Here is a 15,964-nt window from a genome sequence, read left to right as displayed (position 1 = left end):
TTGCGGGCGCGGCCCGGCACCGCCATCTTTCCCGCATGGCCCGACGCGCCCCGAAACCCTTTCCTGCCTCCACCACGATCCTGGAGGGCTATCTCTCCGGCCAATTGCTGGTGGCCATGCCCAACATGCAGGACCCGCGCTTCGCCCGCACGGTGATCTGCCTCTGCGCGCATTCGCCCGATGGCGCGATGGGCCTCGTGCTGAACAAGCCGATGCCGGGCATGACCTTCGATGATCTGATGAAGCAGCTCGATGTCGCCCCCACGCCGCCGGCGCGGCGCATCCGGCTGATGCAGGGCGGGCCGGTGGAGGGCGGGCGCGGCTTCGTGCTGCACACCGCCGATTGGGAGACCGAGGGCAGCCTGCGCGTGAGCGGCGAGATTGCGCTGACCGCGAGCGTGGACATCCTCAAGGCCATCGCTGGCGGCGGCGGGCCGACCGAGGGGCTGCTCGCTCTCGGCTATGCCGGCTGGGGTCCCGGCCAGCTGGAGGATGAGATCCAGCGCAACGCCTGGCTCTCCGTCCCCGCCGACCGCGCGCTGCTGTTCGAGGAAGCGCCCGAGCGGCTGTGGCGCGAGGCCCTGGCCCGGCTGCGCATCGACCCCGCCGCGCTCTCGGTCAACGCCGGCCGGGCTTAAGCCAGAAGCCTGTCGAAGGCGGCGCGCCATTGGGCGTCGTCGCCCTCATGGTCCGTCGCATCGGGTTCCAGCACCGCCAGCGGAAAGCCCGCCTTGTGCGCATCGGGCGTGAGCCGGCTGGCATAGGCGAGGAAGAGCAGCGTGTTGCCGTCCCGCCCGAAGCGCCCGGCGATGGCCGCCGCGATCGCGCCCATGCGCTGCGCGCTCAGCCGGAAATCGAGCCGCTGCGGCGCGGCATGGGCAACGCGCAGCAGGTTGTTCTGCGTGTTCGCCACCACGAAGACCCGCCGCTTGAGGCTCGCCAGCGCGTCGAAGCGCGCCCAGCGCCGCGCCTGGCGGTCCTGCATCGCGGCGAAATCGGCGTCGGACGCGATCGGGTCGTGCCAGAGCCACAGCCCATGCCGAGCCCAGAAAGGCTGCTCGGCACGGATCAACTCGCCCCGCTGGGGCGGCACCCGCACCGGGGCGGCGATGACCCGCGCCGCGGCATCGGGGGGCGCGAACATCCAGTCCAGCGGCAGGGTCTGGGGATGCAGCGCATCGCCCAGCCGGGCCGAAAGCAGATCCTGGTTCAGCCGGATCTGCCGCGCCGGCTGGCAGGAGGCGCCGAGCGAGACCACGGCGCTATGCGCGCCGATCAGCGACATGCAGGGCGGGGCGAGATGCTCATGCCCCGTCCGTTATCACGCCGCACGCGGGGCAGCCATCGGCCCTGCGTCTGCACGCCGCAGCGCGATGGCCTGGAGCAACGCGAAGCCCAGCACCAGCGCCGCCTGCCCCAGCACGAAGGCGATTCCGAGCGCGCCGGGGGCGAGCCCCAGCAGCGGCCGGGCGAAGGCCGCGAACAGCAGGCTGTCCACCACCCAGATCAGGTTGAGCAGGATCACCGCCTGCACCGCGCGCCGCGCCGGGGCCGGGCGGGTGCCGAGATAGGCCACGCCCGCCGCATAGGGCAGGAAGAACAGCCCCACCCCCTGCACCAGCCCCGGCGGCAGGCCGAACAGCCCGCCGAGCGGCCCGGGCAGGGCGGCCATGAGCAGGCCGGTGGCGCCACTCGCCACGGCATCGATCATCAGGGACAGGCGCAGCAGGGGGGTGGCGGGAAGACGGTCCATCGGGGCTCTCCTTCTCGGTTCCGATGGCCGGAGCATCCGCCCGGCGCGTCAGCGGCGCGATGACCTCCGAGGTCATGGCGGCGCCGCGCCGGCGCGGCCTATCCTCCCCGCATGGCCAGCCTGACCCTTCCCTCCCCCGCCGCGCCGGTCGGCGAGTTGCTGCGCGCCTGGCGGCAGCGGCGCCGGCGCAGCCAGCTCGACCTCTCGCTGGCGGCCGAGGTCTCGCAGCGCCATCTGAGCTGGATCGAGAGCGGCCGCGCCGTGCCGAGCCGCGAGATGGTGCTGCGCCTCTCCCGCCACCTGGAGGTGCCGCTGCGCGAGCGCAACGCGCTGCTGGTCGCCGCCGGCCATGCCCCGGTCTTTCCCCGCCGGGCGCTGAGCGACCCGGCGCTGCAGGCGGCGCGGGCGGCGGTGGAGCAGGTGCTGGCGGCGCACATGCCCTTCCCGGCCCTCGCCCTGGATCGCGGCTGGCACATGGTGGCGGCGAATGGCGCGGTGGCGCCGCTGCTGGCCGGCGTCGATCCGGCGCTGCTCGCCCCGCCGGTGAATGTGCTGCGCCTGTCGCTGCACCCGCGCGGCCTGGCGCCGATGGTCGTGAACCTGCCGGAGTGGCGCGCGCATATCCTCGAACGGCTCGCGCAGCAGGCGGCGCTGAGCGCGGATGCCGAGCTGCTGGCCCTGCTCGAGGAGCTGCGCGGCTATCCCGGCCCGCTCGGCCACGCGACGGTGGACGCCAACGCCGTGGCACTTGCCTTCCGGCTGCGCGTGCCGGGGGTGGGGGAACTCGCCTTCCTGACCACGACCACCGTCTTCGGCACGCCGGTGGATGTCACGCTGTCGGAGATCTTCGTCGAGGCGCTGCTGCCCGCCGATGCCGCCACCGCCGCGGCGCTGCGGCGGATGGCGGAGAGCCTCAGCCCACCGTGATGCGCGTGCTGGCGCGCGCGCTGCGCCCGGCCTCGTCGGTCCAGGTGAAGTCGATCTCGCTGGTGCGATCGAGGCGAAGGAAGAAGACGTGATAGGGGTTGGCGGCGGTGCCGTTGCGCAGCTCCGCCTGCAAGGCGACCGCGCCATTCACCCGCACGGTGAGGCGGTTGAGCATGTCCCGCGGGACGGGGCGCGCACCCTGCTGGCGCAGGCCGGTTTCCATCGGGTGCTCGATGAGGGTGCGGATCTCCACCACCTCGCCTGGCCGGGCGGAGCGCGGCGCGCGGATGCGTGGCGTGGCGAGCGACCCGCTCATGTCAGGCACCCGCCGGTCGTCACGCGGATCTCGGCACTCGCCTGCCGCACGCGGCCATCGTTGAACTGGGCCAGCACGATCAGCCGCTGTTCCTCCGCGAGGCGGATGCGCGTCTGCACCTCCGCGCGGGCGAGCAAGGGCGTCAGCCGGAAACTCGCCACCCCGGCGGTCGGGTTGCGCGGGGTGAAGAGATGGATGGCGGTGACGTGATTGGCCTCGGTCTGCGGGCTGTCCACCAGCACCGTCACCGGCACCTGCCCGCCATTCTCCGCCACCACCGGCACGCGCAGCGTGATGCCACCCTCTTCCGGCACGGCATCGCCGATCTGCTCACGGATCGCGGCGGCGAGCTCGGCCTCGGTCGGCATGGCCGCCGCCGCGACGGGCATCAGGGCCAGGGCAAGCACGGCACGGCGGCCAGGCCGGAAGCTCACGCAAACATGTCCTTCGTGATGGAGGCGTACCAGGCATCGGCGTAGAGCGCTTCCAGCCGCCGCTGCTCCGGCAGGTTTCCGCGCGGCGAGACGCCGCCCGAATTCGCGACCTCGACGATGGCATTGCCCTCCGCATTCGGGCGGAAGATGCCGACCACCGAGATCCCGTATTCGTCGCCCACATGGGAATAGCAGGTGTTGTAGTAAACCCCGGCCGAGGGGGCGGTGCCCCGCAGCGAGGCCGCGGCCGAGGCCACCGCCTGCTTCGCCGTGGAATTGGCGATGTAGCCGGATTTCGGCATGGGGCCGGGGATGTTCGCATCGCCGACGACATGGATGCCCGGCGCGGCGCGGCTCTCGAAGGTGATGGGGTTCACCGGCACCCAGCCGGAATTGTCGGCGAGCCCTGAATCGATCGCGATGCGGGCAGCCGATTGCGGCGGGATGACATTGGCCACCGCCACCTTGTGCTTCTCGCCGAACTCGCTCTCCAGCACGCGCTCGGTGGCGTCCACCTTCACGATGCGCCCGTCGCGGCTGGCCGGCACCCACTCCACCAGGCCGGGATAGAGCGCCGCCCAGCCATCCTGGAACAGGCCCTGCTTGCTGAAGGCCTCCTTCGCGTCGAAGGCCAGGATCTTGGAGCGCGGCTTGTGGCGCTTGAGGTAGGCCGCGATCATGCTGATGCGTTCATAGGGGCCCGGCGGGCAACGGAAGGGGTTGGCCGGGATCGCCATGCCCACCACGCCGCCATCGGGCATTTCCTCAAGCTGGCGGCGCAGCAGCAGGGTCTGCGCGCCGTCGCCGGGGACCCAGGCATGGGGCATGATCTCGGCGGCGGCCTCGGTATAGCCCTCCAGCGCGCCCCAGCGCAGCGCGATGCCCGGCGAGAGGATCAGCCGGTCATAGCCCAGCGTCTCGCCGCCCTGCAGGCGGACGGTGCGGGCCGTGGGGTCGATGCCCGTGGCCCAGTCATGCACCACCCGCACGCCGCGCGCGCGCAGCCCGTCATAGCTGTGCGTGATCTCGCCGATCTGGCGCTTCCCGGCGAGCACGAGGTTGCCATAGGGGCAGGTGACGAAGCGCGTCTTGGGCTCGACGAGCGTGACCTCGAGCCAGGGATAGGTGCGGCGCGCGAAATTCGCCGCCGAGGCGCCGCCGAAGCCGCCGCCGATGACGAGCAGGCGGGCGGTGCTGCCCTGGGCGCGCAGCGTGGCCGGGGCGGCGAGGAGAGCGGCGGCGCCGAGCAGCGCGCGGCGGGAGAGATGGTGCGTCATGATCCGGCTCCTCAGCGCGGCAGTCGGGAAAAATGCGCGGCGATGGCGGCGATCTCGGCCTCGGTGTAGCCGCGGGCGACGCGGCCCATGATGGTCCCGGCGCGCTCATTGCTGCGGAAGGCGGCCATGGCGGCGACGAGTTCGGTCTGGTCGCGCCCGGCCAGCGACACGATGGGGCCCATCCCGGTCCCACCCGGGCCGTGGCAGCCGAGGCATCCCTCGGCGGCGATCGGGCCCGGCGTCTGGGCGAGCGCGGGGGCGCCGAGCGCGAGCAGGGCGGCGGTGAACAGGGCGCGGATGGTCATCTCTGGCGTCTCCGGCAAGGCGGGAGCGCGTGGCTAATCGCTGCGCCCACCGCCGTCAAACGAACCCAGGGCGGGCGCAAGCGCCTCTCCGGGCGGCTTCGGCAAGGCCATGCCAAGCGGGCAAGGTAGGGGAGGATGGCATGGCAGGGCGGCCCGGCGCCACAGGAGGAATTCGCCTCGGCGCCCCCCGAAAAAATTTACGCGGGCCGGCCGAGCCCGAAGGCCGGGCGCAGCTTCAGCCCCACCCAATTGCCGATCAAGGCAGGCACGATCCAGACCCAGCCATGCAGGCTGCCCGAGGCGATGCCGCCGAAATAGGCACTGACATTGCAGCCGAAGGCCAGCGTCGCCCCAACCCCAAGCAACACGCCCCCGACCACCGAGCCCGCCAGCGGCCCGAAGCCCGGCCAGCGCCACTCCGCGGCCCGCCCCGCCAGCGCGGCGGCCAGGAAGGCGCCCGCCATCAGCCCCAGATCCATCACCGTGATGCGGTCCGCCAGCAGGGGGCGGAGCAGCGCCTCGGTGCGGGTCGGGTCCTCCCAGAAGGGCCAGAAGGCGGGGTCGTCCAGGCCGAGCGCCTCGATCCCACGCGAGCCCCAGAGCGGGAAGGCCGCGGTGATGGCCCAGGGCCGCCCGGCCACGGCCAGGGTCGCGAAGTTGAGCAGCGCGAGCGCGACCGCGCCCCAGACCAACGGCCAGGGCCCGCGCAGCAGCGCCCCGCCGCGCCATTCCAGCCGCTCCACCCCGCCCGTCGCGCGGCGCTCGAGGACGACGGAGACCGCCCAGACCAGCGCGAAGACGCCAAGGCTCAGGCCCAGCGCCGGCCAGGTGCCGAGCCTCGCGGGCAGTGAGACCGCCGGCAGCGCCGGCCAGGCGCTCCAGGATTCGGAGAGATAGGCCGCCAGCGTGGCCCCGGCGATGAAGCTCGCCAGCGTCACCCACATCCGCGCCCCCTGCCCGCCCGCCGCCGTGTAGAGCGTGCCGGAGCCGCAGCCCCCGCCGAGTTGCATGCCGATGCCGAACAGGAAGGCGCCCACCAGCAGCCCGATTCCGACCGGAAAGACGAAGCCGCGCACCGGCTGGCCGAACAGGCTGCCGGCCTCGAGCGCCGGGAAGAACAGCAGCACGGCCAGGCCGAGCATCACCATCTGCGCCCGCAGCCCCACGCCGCGCCCCTCGCCCAGCAGGCGCCGGAAGGCGCCGGCGAAGCCGAAGGCGGCGTGGAACAGGCTCAGCCCGAGCGCGGCGCCCAGCCCCCAGAGCAGCGCCATCCGCCCGCCCTGCTCGGCCAGCAACCAGCCCGCGCCGCCGAGCAGCAGCGCGAGGGCAAGGGCGATGCGCAGGGTCGGGCCGGCCATGCCGGCGCGATAGCCGAAACGCTGGCGCGCGGAAAGCGCCGCTCAGACCGTCTTGCGGATGTTCCAGGGATAGGGCGCGGCCCCCTCCATCGGCGGGCTCATGCTGCGGCGGAAGGCGGTGCGGTTGAACACGATGCCGAGCGGCAGGGTCGAGACCTCATCCATCGCGATCCGCCCCGCGGTATCCGCGGCCGCGCGGCGCGAGGCCTCGTCCGGCGCGTCGAGCCAGGCGGTGACGGCGGCCTCGACCTCGGCGTTCTGGTACCAGCCGGGCCAGCCGCGCTCGCCCGTGCCGCGGACCAGCAGATTCACCAGCGGATTGGCGAAGAGCCCGCTGGCGCCGAAGGTGTGGAAGGCGCTCCAGCCGCCGCGCTCGGGGATCTCGCGGTTGGTGCGGCGCTGCACCACCGTGCCCCAGTCGCTCTCCGCCAATTCGCTGTTCAGGCCGAGCCGGCGGAACAGGTCGTGCGTGACCACGCCCAGCGGCTGGATCAGCGGAAAGTCGGAGGGGTTGAGCACCACGATGCGCTCGCCCGCATAGCCGCTGGCGCGGATCGCGGCGCGCGCGGCATCGAGGTTGCGCGGCGCCTGCATGCGCGCGAGGCCCGGCCCGGCCTTGGTCTCATAGGTGGTGCCGCAGGGGAACAGGCTCATGCATTCGCGCCAGGCATCGGCCTCTTGCCCCGCCGAGGCGCGGAGATAGTCGGGCTGGCTGACCGCCATCTGGATCGCCTGGCGCAGCGCCTTGTTGGCGAAGGGGCCGGAGAGGCTGTTCATGCGCATGAACACGAGCTGCCCCGTGGGATCGATGACGCGCACGGCGATGTTGCGGTCGCGCTGCAGGGCAGCGAGCAGGTCCACCTGCGGCAATTCCCACCAATCGACCTCGCCGGTGCGCAGCGCGGCGGCGGCGGTGGCGGCATCGGGGATGATCTGCCACTCGATCCGATCCACCATCGCCACCTTGCCGCCCGCCCCCCAGGAGGGCGCCTCGGCGCGCGGGCGATAGCCCTCGAAGCGCTGATAGGCCACGCGGCTGCCGGAGACGTATTCATTGGCCAGGAAGCGATAGGGGCCGCTGCCGATCACCTCGGTGATGGCGGTGTTGGGATCGGTGCGCGCGATGCGCTCGGGCATGATGAAGGGGATGCCGGCATAGGCCTTGCCCAGCGCGGCGAGCATCAGCGGGAAGGGCCGGTTGAGCCGGATCTCCAGCACCCGGTCCTCGGGCGCGGCCCATTCCGCCACGCGCCCGGCCAGCACCTGGCCCAGCCCGTCGCGCGCCGACCAGCGGCGCAGGCTGGCCGCGCAATCCACGCCGCGCACCGGCGTGCCGTCATGGAAGGTCAGGCCCTCACGCAGGGTGATGCGCCAGGTCAGGCCATCGGCGGAGACGCTGTGCCCCTCGGCCATCTGCGGCTGGTAGGCGCCCTGCGCATCCTGCGCGAAGAGCGTGTCGTAGACGTAGTAGCCATGGTTGGAGGTGACCGTCGCCGTGGTCCAGACCGGGTCGAGGCTGGCGAGGTTGGCCTGCGGCACATAGCGCAGCACGCGCGGGTCCTGGCGCTGCGCGCGGGCGGTGGCGACGCCGAGGAAGGGGGCGGCAACCGCGCCGGCCATCAGGGCGCGTCGGGGCAGGGTGGGACGGTACGACATGGCATTCCTCCTGTTTTCTTGGGCGCGAGGCTAGCGCAGGATGGTTCCATGTGGAACCAAGATTCCGGCCCGCTCGACCGCATGCTCGCCACAGCCCCGGTGCTGGCGGGCTACCGGATTTCCTGGCTGGCGAACACGCTGACCGGCCCGCTCTACCGCGCCTGGGAAGCGCGGGAGGGGCTGAGCCGGCCGGAATTCGTGGTGATGCTCTGGCTGGCGGAGATGCCGGGGCTGACCGCGCAGCAGATCGCGGGGCCTTCGAGCCTGCCCAAGAACAGCATCAGCCGCGCCGTGGGGCGGCTGATCCGGGCCGGGCGCGTGCGCCGCCGCCCGCACCCGGAGGACAGCCGTGCCGCGATCCTCGACCTGACCGAGGCCGGCCAGGCGCTGCTGGCCCGGCTGCTGCCCGAATTGCAGGCGCGCGAGGCGGCGATGCTGGCGCCACTGTCGTCAAGGGAACGAACGCAACTGCTCGCGCTGCTCGGCAAGCTGACGCTGCGCGACGATGGCTGGGGCCGCGGCGAGGGCACATGAAAAAACCCGCCGGCTTGCGCCGGCGGGTTCTCCAGACCAACCGTCCGAAGGACGATCAGACCGAGTAGTACATCTCGAACTCGACCGGGTGCGGCGTGTGCTCGAACTTGTAGACTTCCGTCCACTTCAGCTCGATGTAGCTCTCGATCTGGTCCTTGGTGAACACGTCGCCGGCGAGCAGGAACTCGTGGTCGGCGGCGAGCGCACCCAGCGCCTCACGCAGCGAGCCGCACACCGTCGGGATGCCCTTCAGCTCCTCGGGGGGCAGGTCGTAGAGATCCTTGTCCATGGCGTCGCCCGGGTGGATCTTGTTCTTGATGCCGTCGAGGCCGGCCATCAGCATCGCCGCGAAGGCGAGGTAGGGGTTCGCACCCGGATCCGGGAAGCGCACCTCGACGCGCTTGGCCTTCGGGCTCGTCGCGTAGGGGATGCGGCAGGAGGCCGAGCGGTTGCGGGCCGAATAGGCCAGCAGCACGGGGGCCTCGAAGCCCGGGATCAGGCGCTTGTAGCTATTGGTCAGCGGGTTCGTGAAGGCGTTCAGCGCCTTCGCGTGCTTGATGATGCCGCCGATGTAGTGCAGCGCCATCTCGCTGAGGTCCGCATAGCCATTGCCCGCGAACATCGGCTTGCCGGCCTTCCAGATCGACTGGTGCACATGCATGCCCGAGCCGTTGTCGCCATAGATCGGCTTCGGCATGAAGGTCGCCGTCTTGCCGTAGCTGTGGGCAACGTTGTGCACGCAGTACTTGTAGATCTGCATGAAGTCCGCCTGCTGCACGAGCGGGCCGAACTTGGTGCCGAGCTCATGCTGGCTCTGCGCCACCTCATGGTGGTGCTTCTCGATGGGCAGGCCCATCTCGCCCATGGTGGAGAGCATCTCGGCGCGCAGGTCGCTCTCGCTGTCCACCGGCGGAACCGGGAAGTAGCCACCCTTGACGACCGGGCGATGACCCATGTTGCCCTCGGGGTAGTCCTTCATGTTCGCACCCGGGCCCTCGATGCTGTCGAGGGAGAAGTGGCCGAAATTGCCGCCCGTGCCGAACTTCACGCTGTCGAACACGAAGAACTCGGCCTCGGGGCCGAAGAACGCCGTGTCGCCGATGCCCGTGCTCTTCAGGTAGGCCTCGGCGCGCTTGGCCGTGCTGCGCGGGTCGCGCGAATACATCTGGCCGGTCGAGGGCTCGACGATGTCGCAGAACAGGATCATCTGCGGCTTGGCCGAGAAGGGATCCATCACCGCGGTCGCGGCATCCGGCATCAGGATCATGTCGGACTCGTTGATCGCCTTCCAGCCGGCGATCGACGAACCGTCGAACATGATGCCGTCGGAGAACACGTCCTCATCGATGGTGGAGACGTGCTGCGCGGTGTGCTGCCACTTGCCGCGCGGATCGGTGAAACGGAAATCGACGTATTCGACGCTGTGCTCCTTGATCATTTCCATGACCTTGGAGACGGCGGCGTTGCTGCCCCCGGCTGCCGGCTTCTTCGCCATCGTGTGCGGTCCTGTTCCCTGCTCGTCCCGGTCCAAGTGCCGCGCGACGGAGACCGGCCTCCGCCACGCGCCCGGATGCCGGCGACCCTCCCGCTGCGGGAGACGCCCTGCATCCAGCCAGCCTTCCCCGGCCCATGCCGGTCCGGCCCGTCTCGCGCTGCCGCCACGATGCGTGGCGGCAACGTGAAGCTTGCGCCTGCGATTCAGACCTCCGGGTGCTCGCGGCCCCTGGCCGCTGCGCCCCTTCGGTCATCGCCGGCGGTGCCGCCCTCAGACGGCGTCGTCGCCCCGCTCGCCCGTGCGGATGCGGATCACTTCCTGCACGTCACTGACGAAGATCTTGCCATCGCCGATGCGCCCGGTGCGCGCCGCGGCGGTGATCGCCTCGATCGCGCGCTCGCAAAGCTCATCGGGGCAGACCACCTCGATCTTCACCTTCGGCAGGAAATCCACGACGTATTCGGCGCCGCGGTACAGCTCCGTATGGCCCTTCTGCCGGCCGAACCCCTTCGCCTCCACCACCGTCAGGCCCTGCAGCCCGATCTCGTGCAGCGCGTCCTTCACCTCGTCGAGCTTGAAGGGCTTGATGATCGCCTCGATCTTTTTCATCGGCTCCGTCACTCCGCCTGCTGCTTCGAAACCCTGGCCCGGATGGCCAGGGCCCGCGCGCAAGCCTGTCTCCTGCCCGCAACCCACTCGGTTCACGCCTCTCGGCGCGGGAGGGGTTTTGCATGGGCCATGCCAGGACGGCAACGCCACCGGCCGCGGATTCTGACAGGCCCGCCACGCAATTCTGCCATAAATCGTGCAAACTGCCAAAATCATGGGCAGATGCGCGAAACGCCCCGGGGCCAGAGGTTGCGCCCCCCGGCCTCCCCCCCCATTGTCTGGCGCTGCGATCGAAAACTGCGCCCAAGGCCCCGCCCGTGAAGCCCCAGAACGACCTGCTCTCCGCCACCGGCACCACCATCTTCACCGTGATGTCGGCGCTGGCCGTCGAACACGGCGCCATCAATCTCGGCCAGGGCTTCCCCGATTATGACGGGCCGGAAGACGTGATCGAGGCCGCCGCCGCCGCGCTGAAGGACGGGCGCAACCAATACCCGCCCATGCCCGGCCTGCCCGAGCTGCGCCAGGCCGTCGCCGCCGCCAACAAGCGCTTCTACGGGCTCGAGGTGGATGCGATGCGCGAGGTGATCGTCACCTCGGGTGCGACCGAAGCCATCACCGCCTGCCTCATGGCCGTGCTGAACCCCGGCGATGAATGCGTGCTGATCGAGCCGCTCTACGACACCTACCTGCCGGTGGTGAAGCTGCTGGGCGCCATCCCCAAACTGGTGCGCCTCAGCCCGCCGAAATGGGAGCTGCCGCGCGCCGAGCTCGCCGCCGCCTTCGGGCCGAAGACCAAGGCGATCCTGCTCAACACGCCGATGAACCCGGCCTCCAAGGTCTTCACCGCCGCGGAGCTCGCCTACATCGCGGAGCTTGTGCAGAAGCACGACTGCTACGCGATCTGCGACGAGGTCTATGAGCACCTGACCTTCGACGGCTGGAAGCACATCCCGCTGATGACGCTGCCCGGCATGCGCGAACGCTGCATGCGCGTGGGCTCGGCGGGCAAGACCTTCAGCCTCACGGGCTGGAAGATCGGCTACATCACCTGCGATGCCGGGCTCTATCCCAACGTGCTGAAGGCGCACCAGAACCTGACCTTCACCACGCCACCCAACCTGCAGCGCGGCATCGCGGTGGGCCTCGCCAAGGACGACGCCTATTTCGCCGGCCTCGCCAGCAGCCTGCAGGCCAAGCGCGACCTGTTGGCGAACGGGCTGGCGCGCTTGGGTTTCGGCGTGCTGCCGACCCAGGGCAGCTACTTCATCACCACCGATTTCCGCCCCCTCGGCTTCACCGGCGACGATGTCGCCTTCTGCCGCACGCTGACCACCGAGGCGAAGGTCACGGCGATTCCTGTCACGGCCTTCTATGCCAGCGCCGACGCGCCCAACCACTACGCCCGCTTCGCCTTCTGCAAGAACGAGGCGGTGCTGACGGCAGCACTCGAGCGGCTCGAGGCCTGGCTCGCACGCCGCGCCGGCACGCCGCGCGCGGCGGCGGGCTGAGTGACGGGTTGACGCCAAGGCCGCGCCCGCCCTATCCAGCGCCTCCGATGTGGCGGTCGTAGCTCAGCTGGTAGAGCGCCAGGTTGTGGTCTTGGATGTCGCGGGTTCGAGCCCCGTCGATCGCCCCATCGGAAGCCTTTCCAGCCCTCAGACGCCGGGCGCCGGCATCCGCCGGCATGGCTTCGCGGCATAGGCCGCGGGCCGCGTTCGCGGCCTCGCCCCGCCAGACAGGCGGCGGGGCGCCTGTCGCGGGCGGCCGGTCCCCGCGAAGGACGCCCCCATGCAGATCCGCCTCGATGGCCACACCGCCCTGATCACCGGCGGCTCCAAGGGCCTTGGCCTCGCCATCGCCGATAGCTTCGTCGAGTCCGGCGCCAGGGTCGCCCTCGTCGCGCGCGGGGCCGAGGCGCTGGACGCCGCGCGGGCCCGGATCGCCGGGCGCTTCCAGGGCGCGCAGGTCATCGCCATCCCGGCCGACATCGCGACCGCCGAGGGCTGCGCCCATGCCGTCGCCACCGCCACCGCCGCGCTCGGGCCCATCGACATCCTGGTGAACAACGCCGGCACCAGCCAGCGCGGCCCCTTCATGGAGGTGGACGACGCGCTCTGGCAGGCCGATCTCGACCTCAAGCTTTTCGCCGCCATCCGCCTGATCCGCGCCGTCTGGCCGGGCATGCAGGCGAAGAAATGGGGCCGCATCATCAACGTGCTGAGCACCCAGGCGAAGACGCCCGGCCCCGCCGGCGCGCCCACCGCCGTCTCCCGCGCCGCCGGCATGGCACTGACCAAGATCCTGGCCGGCGAGGGCGCGCCGCATGGCATCCTGGTGAATGGCATGATGGTCGGCATCATCGAATCCGACCAATGGGTGCGTCGCCACGCCGCCGATCCGCGCGGCATCACCTGGGAGGAATGGAAGGCTGAGCAGGGCAAGGGCGTGCCGCTCGGGCGGATCGGCAAGGCCGAGGAATTCGCGGCGCTGGCCACCTTCCTCGCCTCCGACCAGGGCGGCTACATCACCGGCACCGCCATCAATGTCGATGGTGGCCGCAGCCCAGCGATGTGACGGGCGTCCCGCCACGCCGCCACCCGGCTTGCCATCGCCTCTCCCAGCCTTTCCAGTTCCATCGAGGTCTCGACACATGCGTGAAATGACGGTTGCCATCGGCGGTCTCGGCGCCATCGGCCTGCATCTGGCCCGTGCGCTCGACCAGGGCGTGCAGGGGCTGCGCCTGGTTGCCGTCAGCGCGCGCGACGAAGCCAAGGCGCGGGCCAACATGGCCGGCTTCCGCAGCATGCCTGACTTGGTCGACCTGCCGAGCCTCGCCCAGCGCGCCGACATCGTGGTGGAGGCGGCGCCCGCCGCCGTCTTCGAGCAGATCGCCACCAGCGCCATCGGTCTGGGCAAGATCTTCGTGCCCTCTTCCGTGGGCGCGCTGCTGCCGCGCATGCATCTGGTGGAGGCCGCGCGCCAATCCGGCGCGCGCATCATCGTCCCCACTGGCGCGCTGCTCGGCCTCGATGCCGTGCGCGCGGCGGCCGAGGGCGAGGTCGCCTCCGTCACCATCGAGACGCGCAAGCCGCCGCGCGGCCTGGTCGGTGCGCCCTATCTCGAGCAGCACAGGATCGACGTTACGACCATCACCGCCGCCACGCTGGTCTTCAAGGGCAATGCCTTCGACGCCGCGCAGGGCTTCCCGGCCAATGTGAACGTGGCCGCCGCCCTGGCGCTGGCCGGCATCGGGCCGGAGCGCACGATGGTCGAGATCTGGGCCGATCCCGGGGTCACCCGCAACACCCACACCATCCGCGTCGAGGCCGCTGCAGCGCGCCTGACCATGACGATCGAGAACGTGCCGAGCGAGGAGAACCCGCGCACCGGCAAGATCACGCCGCTCTCCATCCTCGCCTGCCTGCGCGGCCTGACCAGCACGCTGAAAGTGGGAAGCTAGCGGGATGTTGGAGAGCTTCGGCTTCACCCTCGTCGCATTGCTGGTGATCATCGATCCGCTGGGCACGGCGGTCATCTTCGCCTCGATGACGACGAACAACACCGAGGCCGAACGCCGCCGCCAGGCGATCCGCGCGACCATCATCGCCTCCATCATCCTCGTCGCCTTCTCGATCGCCGGCGGCTGGCTGCTGCGCGCCTTGGGCATCGGCCTGCCGGCGATGAAGGTGGCGGGCGGGTTGCTGCTCTTCCTGCTCGCCGCCGACATGGTGATGGGCCAGACCTTCCTGCGCGCCACGCCCGATGAGCAGAAGGCCGGCGCGGAGGAGAACGACATCTCCGTCTTCCCGCTCGCCATCCCGCTGCTGGCCGGCCCCGGCGGCATGACCAGCATGATCCTGATGCGCGAGCAGGCGCGCGGCAGCGTCGAGGAATACCTTGCCGTCATCGCCGCGCTGGTGGTGGTGCTGGTGCTGACGCTGGTCTGCCTGCTCGGCGCGGGCACGGTGGCGCGGCTGCTCGGCAAGACCGGCGGGCATGTGATCGGCCGCGTGCTCGGCGTGCTGCTGGCGGCCCTCGCCGCGCAGATCGCCCTCGACGGCGTGCGGCAGAGCTTCGCGGCTACCTGATACTGCCGAAGCCGGGCGTCTGGTTCAGCGCGCCGGCATTCGGATCGAGCCCCCCGGCGATGCCGCCGAGGCGGCTGCGGCTCAGCGCCTCCACCTCCTCCCGCACCAGGGAGGTTGCGTTGCGGGTCTGCGGCAGGCTGCCCGGCTGGGCGAGCCGCGCGAGCGTCACATTGCCGCCGGGCTCGAACAGCGCCGCGTCCAGCGCCGCGGCGGCGGCGGCCGTATCCGCACGCTCCAGCGCCACCAGCACCCCGGCCAGGGCGCGCACCACGGCGTCGGGATCGGCATTGGCGCGGGTGCCGAGTGCGGCGCGCAGTTCGGTCCGCGCCGCGCGCAGTTCGAAGCGCACGCCCCCCGGCAGTGCCGCCCAGCGCGGGTCACGGGCGAATTCCACGCCGAGCAACTCCACCTGCGCCACGGCGCGCGCGGTGCGGGCGGGCTGGTTGTTGAGGCTGCGCCCGGCATCGGCGAAGGCCTCCGCCGCCTGGTCCACGGCGAGGCGCACGGGATCGGCGCTGCCCGCCACCAGCGCGGCCGGGATGCGCGTGGCCGGCGCGGGGCCGCGCAGCTCCGCGCAGCCGGCCAGGGCCAGGAAAGCAAGGCAGCACAGGCCGGCGCGCATGGCGGTATCCCTTGCCAGGAAGCGGGTCAGGAGAGGGGGTCGTCCTGCATCAGGCGCAGCATCTCGCGATCCGCGAGCGAGGTGGCCTCGGCCGCGCGGGGCAGGCGGGGCAGCGCCTCGAGCACGCGCAGCGCGCCATCGGCGCCGCCCGGTGCGACGGGGGCGAGCGCCCCGGCCGCCGCGGCGCGATCCTGCCGATCCAGCGCCACCGCGGCCTGGCCGAGCGCGGCGGCGACGCGGTGCGGCGGCGCCGCGCCGTCCAGCCCGAGGGCCGCGCGCACCTCATCCCGGCCGAGGGCGAGCTGGCTGAAGGTGGCCGGGTTGGCGGCGATCCATTGCTGCTCGAAGGGCAGGGTCGCGGCCATCCATTCCAGATCGGCCACGGCACGGGCGGCCGCGGCGGGGTTGCCGTGCAGGCGCTCAGGCCGGGTGAAGGCGTAGACGGCGGCGAGCACCGCCCCGCGCCCCGGATCACCGGCGGTGCTCGGCGTGCCGGGCGGTGGCGGCGGCAACGGCACCGCGGGCCCCTGCACGAGGCGCGGCGCGCCGGTGCAGGCACCGACCGCGAGCAGGGCCAACAGCGCGAA

General features: G+C 71.5%; 19 protein-coding genes and 1 tRNA gene. 8 read left to right on the top strand and 12 right to left on the bottom strand.

Annotation, left to right across the window (positions count from 1 at the left end):
- Window positions 1–35: 35 nt before the first annotated feature.
- Entirely contained in the window at window positions 36–638 is a 603-nt protein-coding gene (locus AC2D9U_RS11145) for a YqgE/AlgH family protein (protein WP_484748842.1), read from the top strand.
- On the opposite strand, the gene AC2D9U_RS11140 is transcribed toward AC2D9U_RS11145, so the two are convergent.
- Together AC2D9U_RS11140 and AC2D9U_RS11135 are read right to left on the bottom strand one after the other, a co-directional pair.
- Entirely contained in the window at window positions 635–1,285 is a 651-nt protein-coding gene (locus AC2D9U_RS11140) for a DUF1796 family putative cysteine peptidase (protein ID WP_484748840.1), read from the bottom strand. The two genes, AC2D9U_RS11145 and AC2D9U_RS11140, sit on opposite strands and share 4 nt — an antisense overlap.
- Window positions 1,286–1,321: 36 nt before the next feature.
- Window positions 1,322–1,753, bottom strand: coding sequence for a hypothetical protein (locus tag AC2D9U_RS11135; RefSeq protein WP_484748838.1), 432 nt, complete (start codon window positions 1,751–1,753; stop codon window positions 1,322–1,324).
- Between the two features lie 111 nt (window positions 1,754–1,864).
- Between AC2D9U_RS11135 and AC2D9U_RS11130 the strand changes: the two genes are divergently transcribed.
- Entirely contained in the window at window positions 1,865–2,680 is an 816-nt protein-coding gene (locus AC2D9U_RS11130) for an MmyB family transcriptional regulator (protein WP_484748836.1), read from the top strand.
- On the opposite strand, the gene AC2D9U_RS11125 is transcribed toward AC2D9U_RS11130, so the two are convergent.
- The 6 genes from AC2D9U_RS11125 to AC2D9U_RS11100 all read right to left on the bottom strand — a co-directional run bounded on the left by AC2D9U_RS11125 (window position 2,667) and on the right by AC2D9U_RS11100 (window position 8,026).
- Window positions 2,667–2,996, bottom strand: coding sequence for a thiosulfate oxidation carrier complex protein SoxZ (locus tag AC2D9U_RS11125; RefSeq protein WP_484748833.1), 330 nt, complete (start codon window positions 2,994–2,996; stop codon window positions 2,667–2,669). The two genes, AC2D9U_RS11130 and AC2D9U_RS11125, sit on opposite strands and share 14 nt — an antisense overlap.
- Window positions 2,993–3,430 (bottom strand): thiosulfate oxidation carrier protein SoxY, encoded by a 438-nt coding sequence (locus tag AC2D9U_RS11120; protein ID WP_484748831.1) that lies wholly within the window; start codon window positions 3,428–3,430, stop codon window positions 2,993–2,995. Before AC2D9U_RS11120 ends, AC2D9U_RS11125 begins: the two co-directional genes overlap by 4 nt.
- The gene (locus tag AC2D9U_RS11115; protein ID WP_484748828.1) at window positions 3,427–4,707 is read right to left on the bottom strand and encodes an FCSD flavin-binding domain-containing protein; all 1,281 of its coding nucleotides are present in this window, start codon (window positions 4,705–4,707) and stop codon (window positions 3,427–3,429) included. Before AC2D9U_RS11115 ends, AC2D9U_RS11120 begins: the two co-directional genes overlap by 4 nt.
- 11 nt (window positions 4,708–4,718) lie before the next feature.
- Entirely contained in the window at window positions 4,719–5,012 is a 294-nt protein-coding gene (locus AC2D9U_RS11110) for a c-type cytochrome (protein ID WP_484748825.1), read from the bottom strand.
- A gap of 197 nt (window positions 5,013–5,209) precedes the next feature.
- Window positions 5,210–6,370 carry a YeeE/YedE family protein gene (locus AC2D9U_RS11105; protein WP_484748823.1) on the bottom strand — a complete coding sequence of 387 codons (1,161 nt, stop codon included), beginning with the start codon at window positions 6,368–6,370 and terminating at the stop codon, window positions 5,210–5,212.
- A gap of 42 nt (window positions 6,371–6,412) precedes the next feature.
- Window positions 6,413–8,026: an ABC transporter substrate-binding protein gene (locus tag AC2D9U_RS11100; protein ID WP_484748821.1), complete on the bottom strand. Its 1,614-nt coding sequence runs from the start codon at window positions 8,024–8,026 to the stop codon at window positions 6,413–6,415.
- Between the two features lie 48 nt (window positions 8,027–8,074).
- On the opposite strand from AC2D9U_RS11100, the gene AC2D9U_RS11095 reads away from it, so the two are divergent.
- Window positions 8,075–8,560: a MarR family winged helix-turn-helix transcriptional regulator gene (locus AC2D9U_RS11095; protein ID WP_484748819.1), complete on the top strand. Its 486-nt coding sequence runs from the start codon at window positions 8,075–8,077 to the stop codon at window positions 8,558–8,560.
- Between the two features lie 55 nt (window positions 8,561–8,615).
- On the opposite strand, the gene glnA is transcribed toward AC2D9U_RS11095, so the two are convergent.
- The gene (gene glnA / locus AC2D9U_RS11090; RefSeq protein WP_484748817.1) at window positions 8,616–10,055 is read right to left on the bottom strand and encodes a type I glutamate--ammonia ligase; all 1,440 of its coding nucleotides are present in this window, start codon (window positions 10,053–10,055) and stop codon (window positions 8,616–8,618) included.
- 270 nt (window positions 10,056–10,325) lie between these two features.
- The gene (locus AC2D9U_RS11085) at window positions 10,326–10,664 is read right to left on the bottom strand and encodes a P-II family nitrogen regulator (protein WP_482001740.1); all 339 of its coding nucleotides are present in this window, start codon (window positions 10,662–10,664) and stop codon (window positions 10,326–10,328) included.
- A 317-nt stretch (window positions 10,665–10,981) separates the two neighbouring features.
- Between AC2D9U_RS11085 and AC2D9U_RS11080 the strand changes: the two genes are divergently transcribed.
- From AC2D9U_RS11080 to AC2D9U_RS11060, 5 genes are all read left to right on the top strand, one after another.
- The gene (locus tag AC2D9U_RS11080; protein WP_484748811.1) at window positions 10,982–12,175 is read left to right on the top strand and encodes an aminotransferase; all 1,194 of its coding nucleotides are present in this window, start codon (window positions 10,982–10,984) and stop codon (window positions 12,173–12,175) included.
- Between the two features lie 52 nt (window positions 12,176–12,227).
- Window positions 12,228–12,303: transfer RNA gene (locus tag AC2D9U_RS11075), tRNA-His, on the top strand.
- Between the two features lie 152 nt (window positions 12,304–12,455).
- Window positions 12,456–13,241, top strand: a complete 786-nt coding sequence (locus AC2D9U_RS11070; RefSeq protein ID WP_484748809.1) for an SDR family NAD(P)-dependent oxidoreductase — start codon at window positions 12,456–12,458, stop codon at window positions 13,239–13,241.
- Window positions 13,242–13,326: 85 nt separating this feature from the next.
- Window positions 13,327–14,127, top strand: coding sequence for an aspartate dehydrogenase (locus tag AC2D9U_RS11065; protein WP_484748806.1), 801 nt, complete (start codon window positions 13,327–13,329; stop codon window positions 14,125–14,127).
- Between the two features lie 4 nt (window positions 14,128–14,131).
- Window positions 14,132–14,755 carry a MarC family protein gene (locus AC2D9U_RS11060; protein WP_484748804.1) on the top strand — a complete coding sequence of 208 codons (624 nt, stop codon included), beginning with the start codon at window positions 14,132–14,134 and terminating at the stop codon, window positions 14,753–14,755.
- Here AC2D9U_RS11060 and AC2D9U_RS11055 read toward each other — a convergent pair.
- The gene (locus AC2D9U_RS11055; RefSeq protein WP_484748801.1) at window positions 14,748–15,377 is read right to left on the bottom strand and encodes a hypothetical protein; all 630 of its coding nucleotides are present in this window, start codon (window positions 15,375–15,377) and stop codon (window positions 14,748–14,750) included. The two genes, AC2D9U_RS11060 and AC2D9U_RS11055, sit on opposite strands and share 8 nt — an antisense overlap.
- Before the next feature lie 26 nt (window positions 15,378–15,403).
- A complete protein-coding gene (locus tag AC2D9U_RS11050; RefSeq protein ID WP_484748798.1) occupies window positions 15,404–15,955 on the bottom strand; it encodes a hypothetical protein in 552 nt (183 codons plus the stop codon).
- Between the last annotated feature and the right edge of the window lie 9 nt (window positions 15,956–15,964).

The organism is Roseomonas sp. TF40, assembly GCF_057219975.1.
This window is presented reverse-complemented; position numbering and strand designations above follow the sequence as displayed.

Coding starts and splice junctions, on each gene's coding strand:
- AC2D9U_RS11145 (WP_484748842.1), top strand. CDS start 36: ATGGCCCGACGCGCCCCGAAACCCTTTCCTGCCTCCACCACGATCCTG.
- AC2D9U_RS11140 (WP_484748840.1), bottom strand. CDS start 1,285: ATGTCGCTGATCGGCGCGCATAGCGCCGTGGTCTCGCTCGGCGCCTCC.
- AC2D9U_RS11135 (WP_484748838.1), bottom strand. CDS start 1,753: ATGGACCGTCTTCCCGCCACCCCCCTGCTGCGCCTGTCCCTGATGATC.
- AC2D9U_RS11130 (WP_484748836.1), top strand. CDS start 1,865: ATGGCCAGCCTGACCCTTCCCTCCCCCGCCGCGCCGGTCGGCGAGTTG.
- AC2D9U_RS11125 (WP_484748833.1), bottom strand. CDS start 2,996: ATGAGCGGGTCGCTCGCCACGCCACGCATCCGCGCGCCGCGCTCCGCC.
- AC2D9U_RS11115 (WP_484748828.1), bottom strand. CDS start 4,707: ATGACGCACCATCTCTCCCGCCGCGCGCTGCTCGGCGCCGCCGCTCTC.
- AC2D9U_RS11110 (WP_484748825.1), bottom strand. CDS start 5,012: ATGACCATCCGCGCCCTGTTCACCGCCGCCCTGCTCGCGCTCGGCGCC.
- AC2D9U_RS11105 (WP_484748823.1), bottom strand. CDS start 6,370: ATGGCCGGCCCGACCCTGCGCATCGCCCTTGCCCTCGCGCTGCTGCTC.
- AC2D9U_RS11100 (WP_484748821.1), bottom strand. CDS start 8,026: ATGTCGTACCGTCCCACCCTGCCCCGACGCGCCCTGATGGCCGGCGCG.
- AC2D9U_RS11095 (WP_484748819.1), top strand. CDS start 8,075: ATGTGGAACCAAGATTCCGGCCCGCTCGACCGCATGCTCGCCACAGCC.
- glnA (WP_484748817.1), bottom strand. CDS start 10,055: ATGGCGAAGAAGCCGGCAGCCGGGGGCAGCAACGCCGCCGTCTCCAAG.
- AC2D9U_RS11085 (WP_482001740.1), bottom strand. CDS start 10,664: ATGAAAAAGATCGAGGCGATCATCAAGCCCTTCAAGCTCGACGAGGTG.
- AC2D9U_RS11070 (WP_484748809.1), top strand. CDS start 12,456: ATGCAGATCCGCCTCGATGGCCACACCGCCCTGATCACCGGCGGCTCC.
- AC2D9U_RS11065 (WP_484748806.1), top strand. CDS start 13,327: ATGACGGTTGCCATCGGCGGTCTCGGCGCCATCGGCCTGCATCTGGCC.
- AC2D9U_RS11060 (WP_484748804.1), top strand. CDS start 14,132: ATGTTGGAGAGCTTCGGCTTCACCCTCGTCGCATTGCTGGTGATCATC.
- AC2D9U_RS11055 (WP_484748801.1), bottom strand. CDS start 15,377: ATGCGCGCCGGCCTGTGCTGCCTTGCTTTCCTGGCCCTGGCCGGCTGC.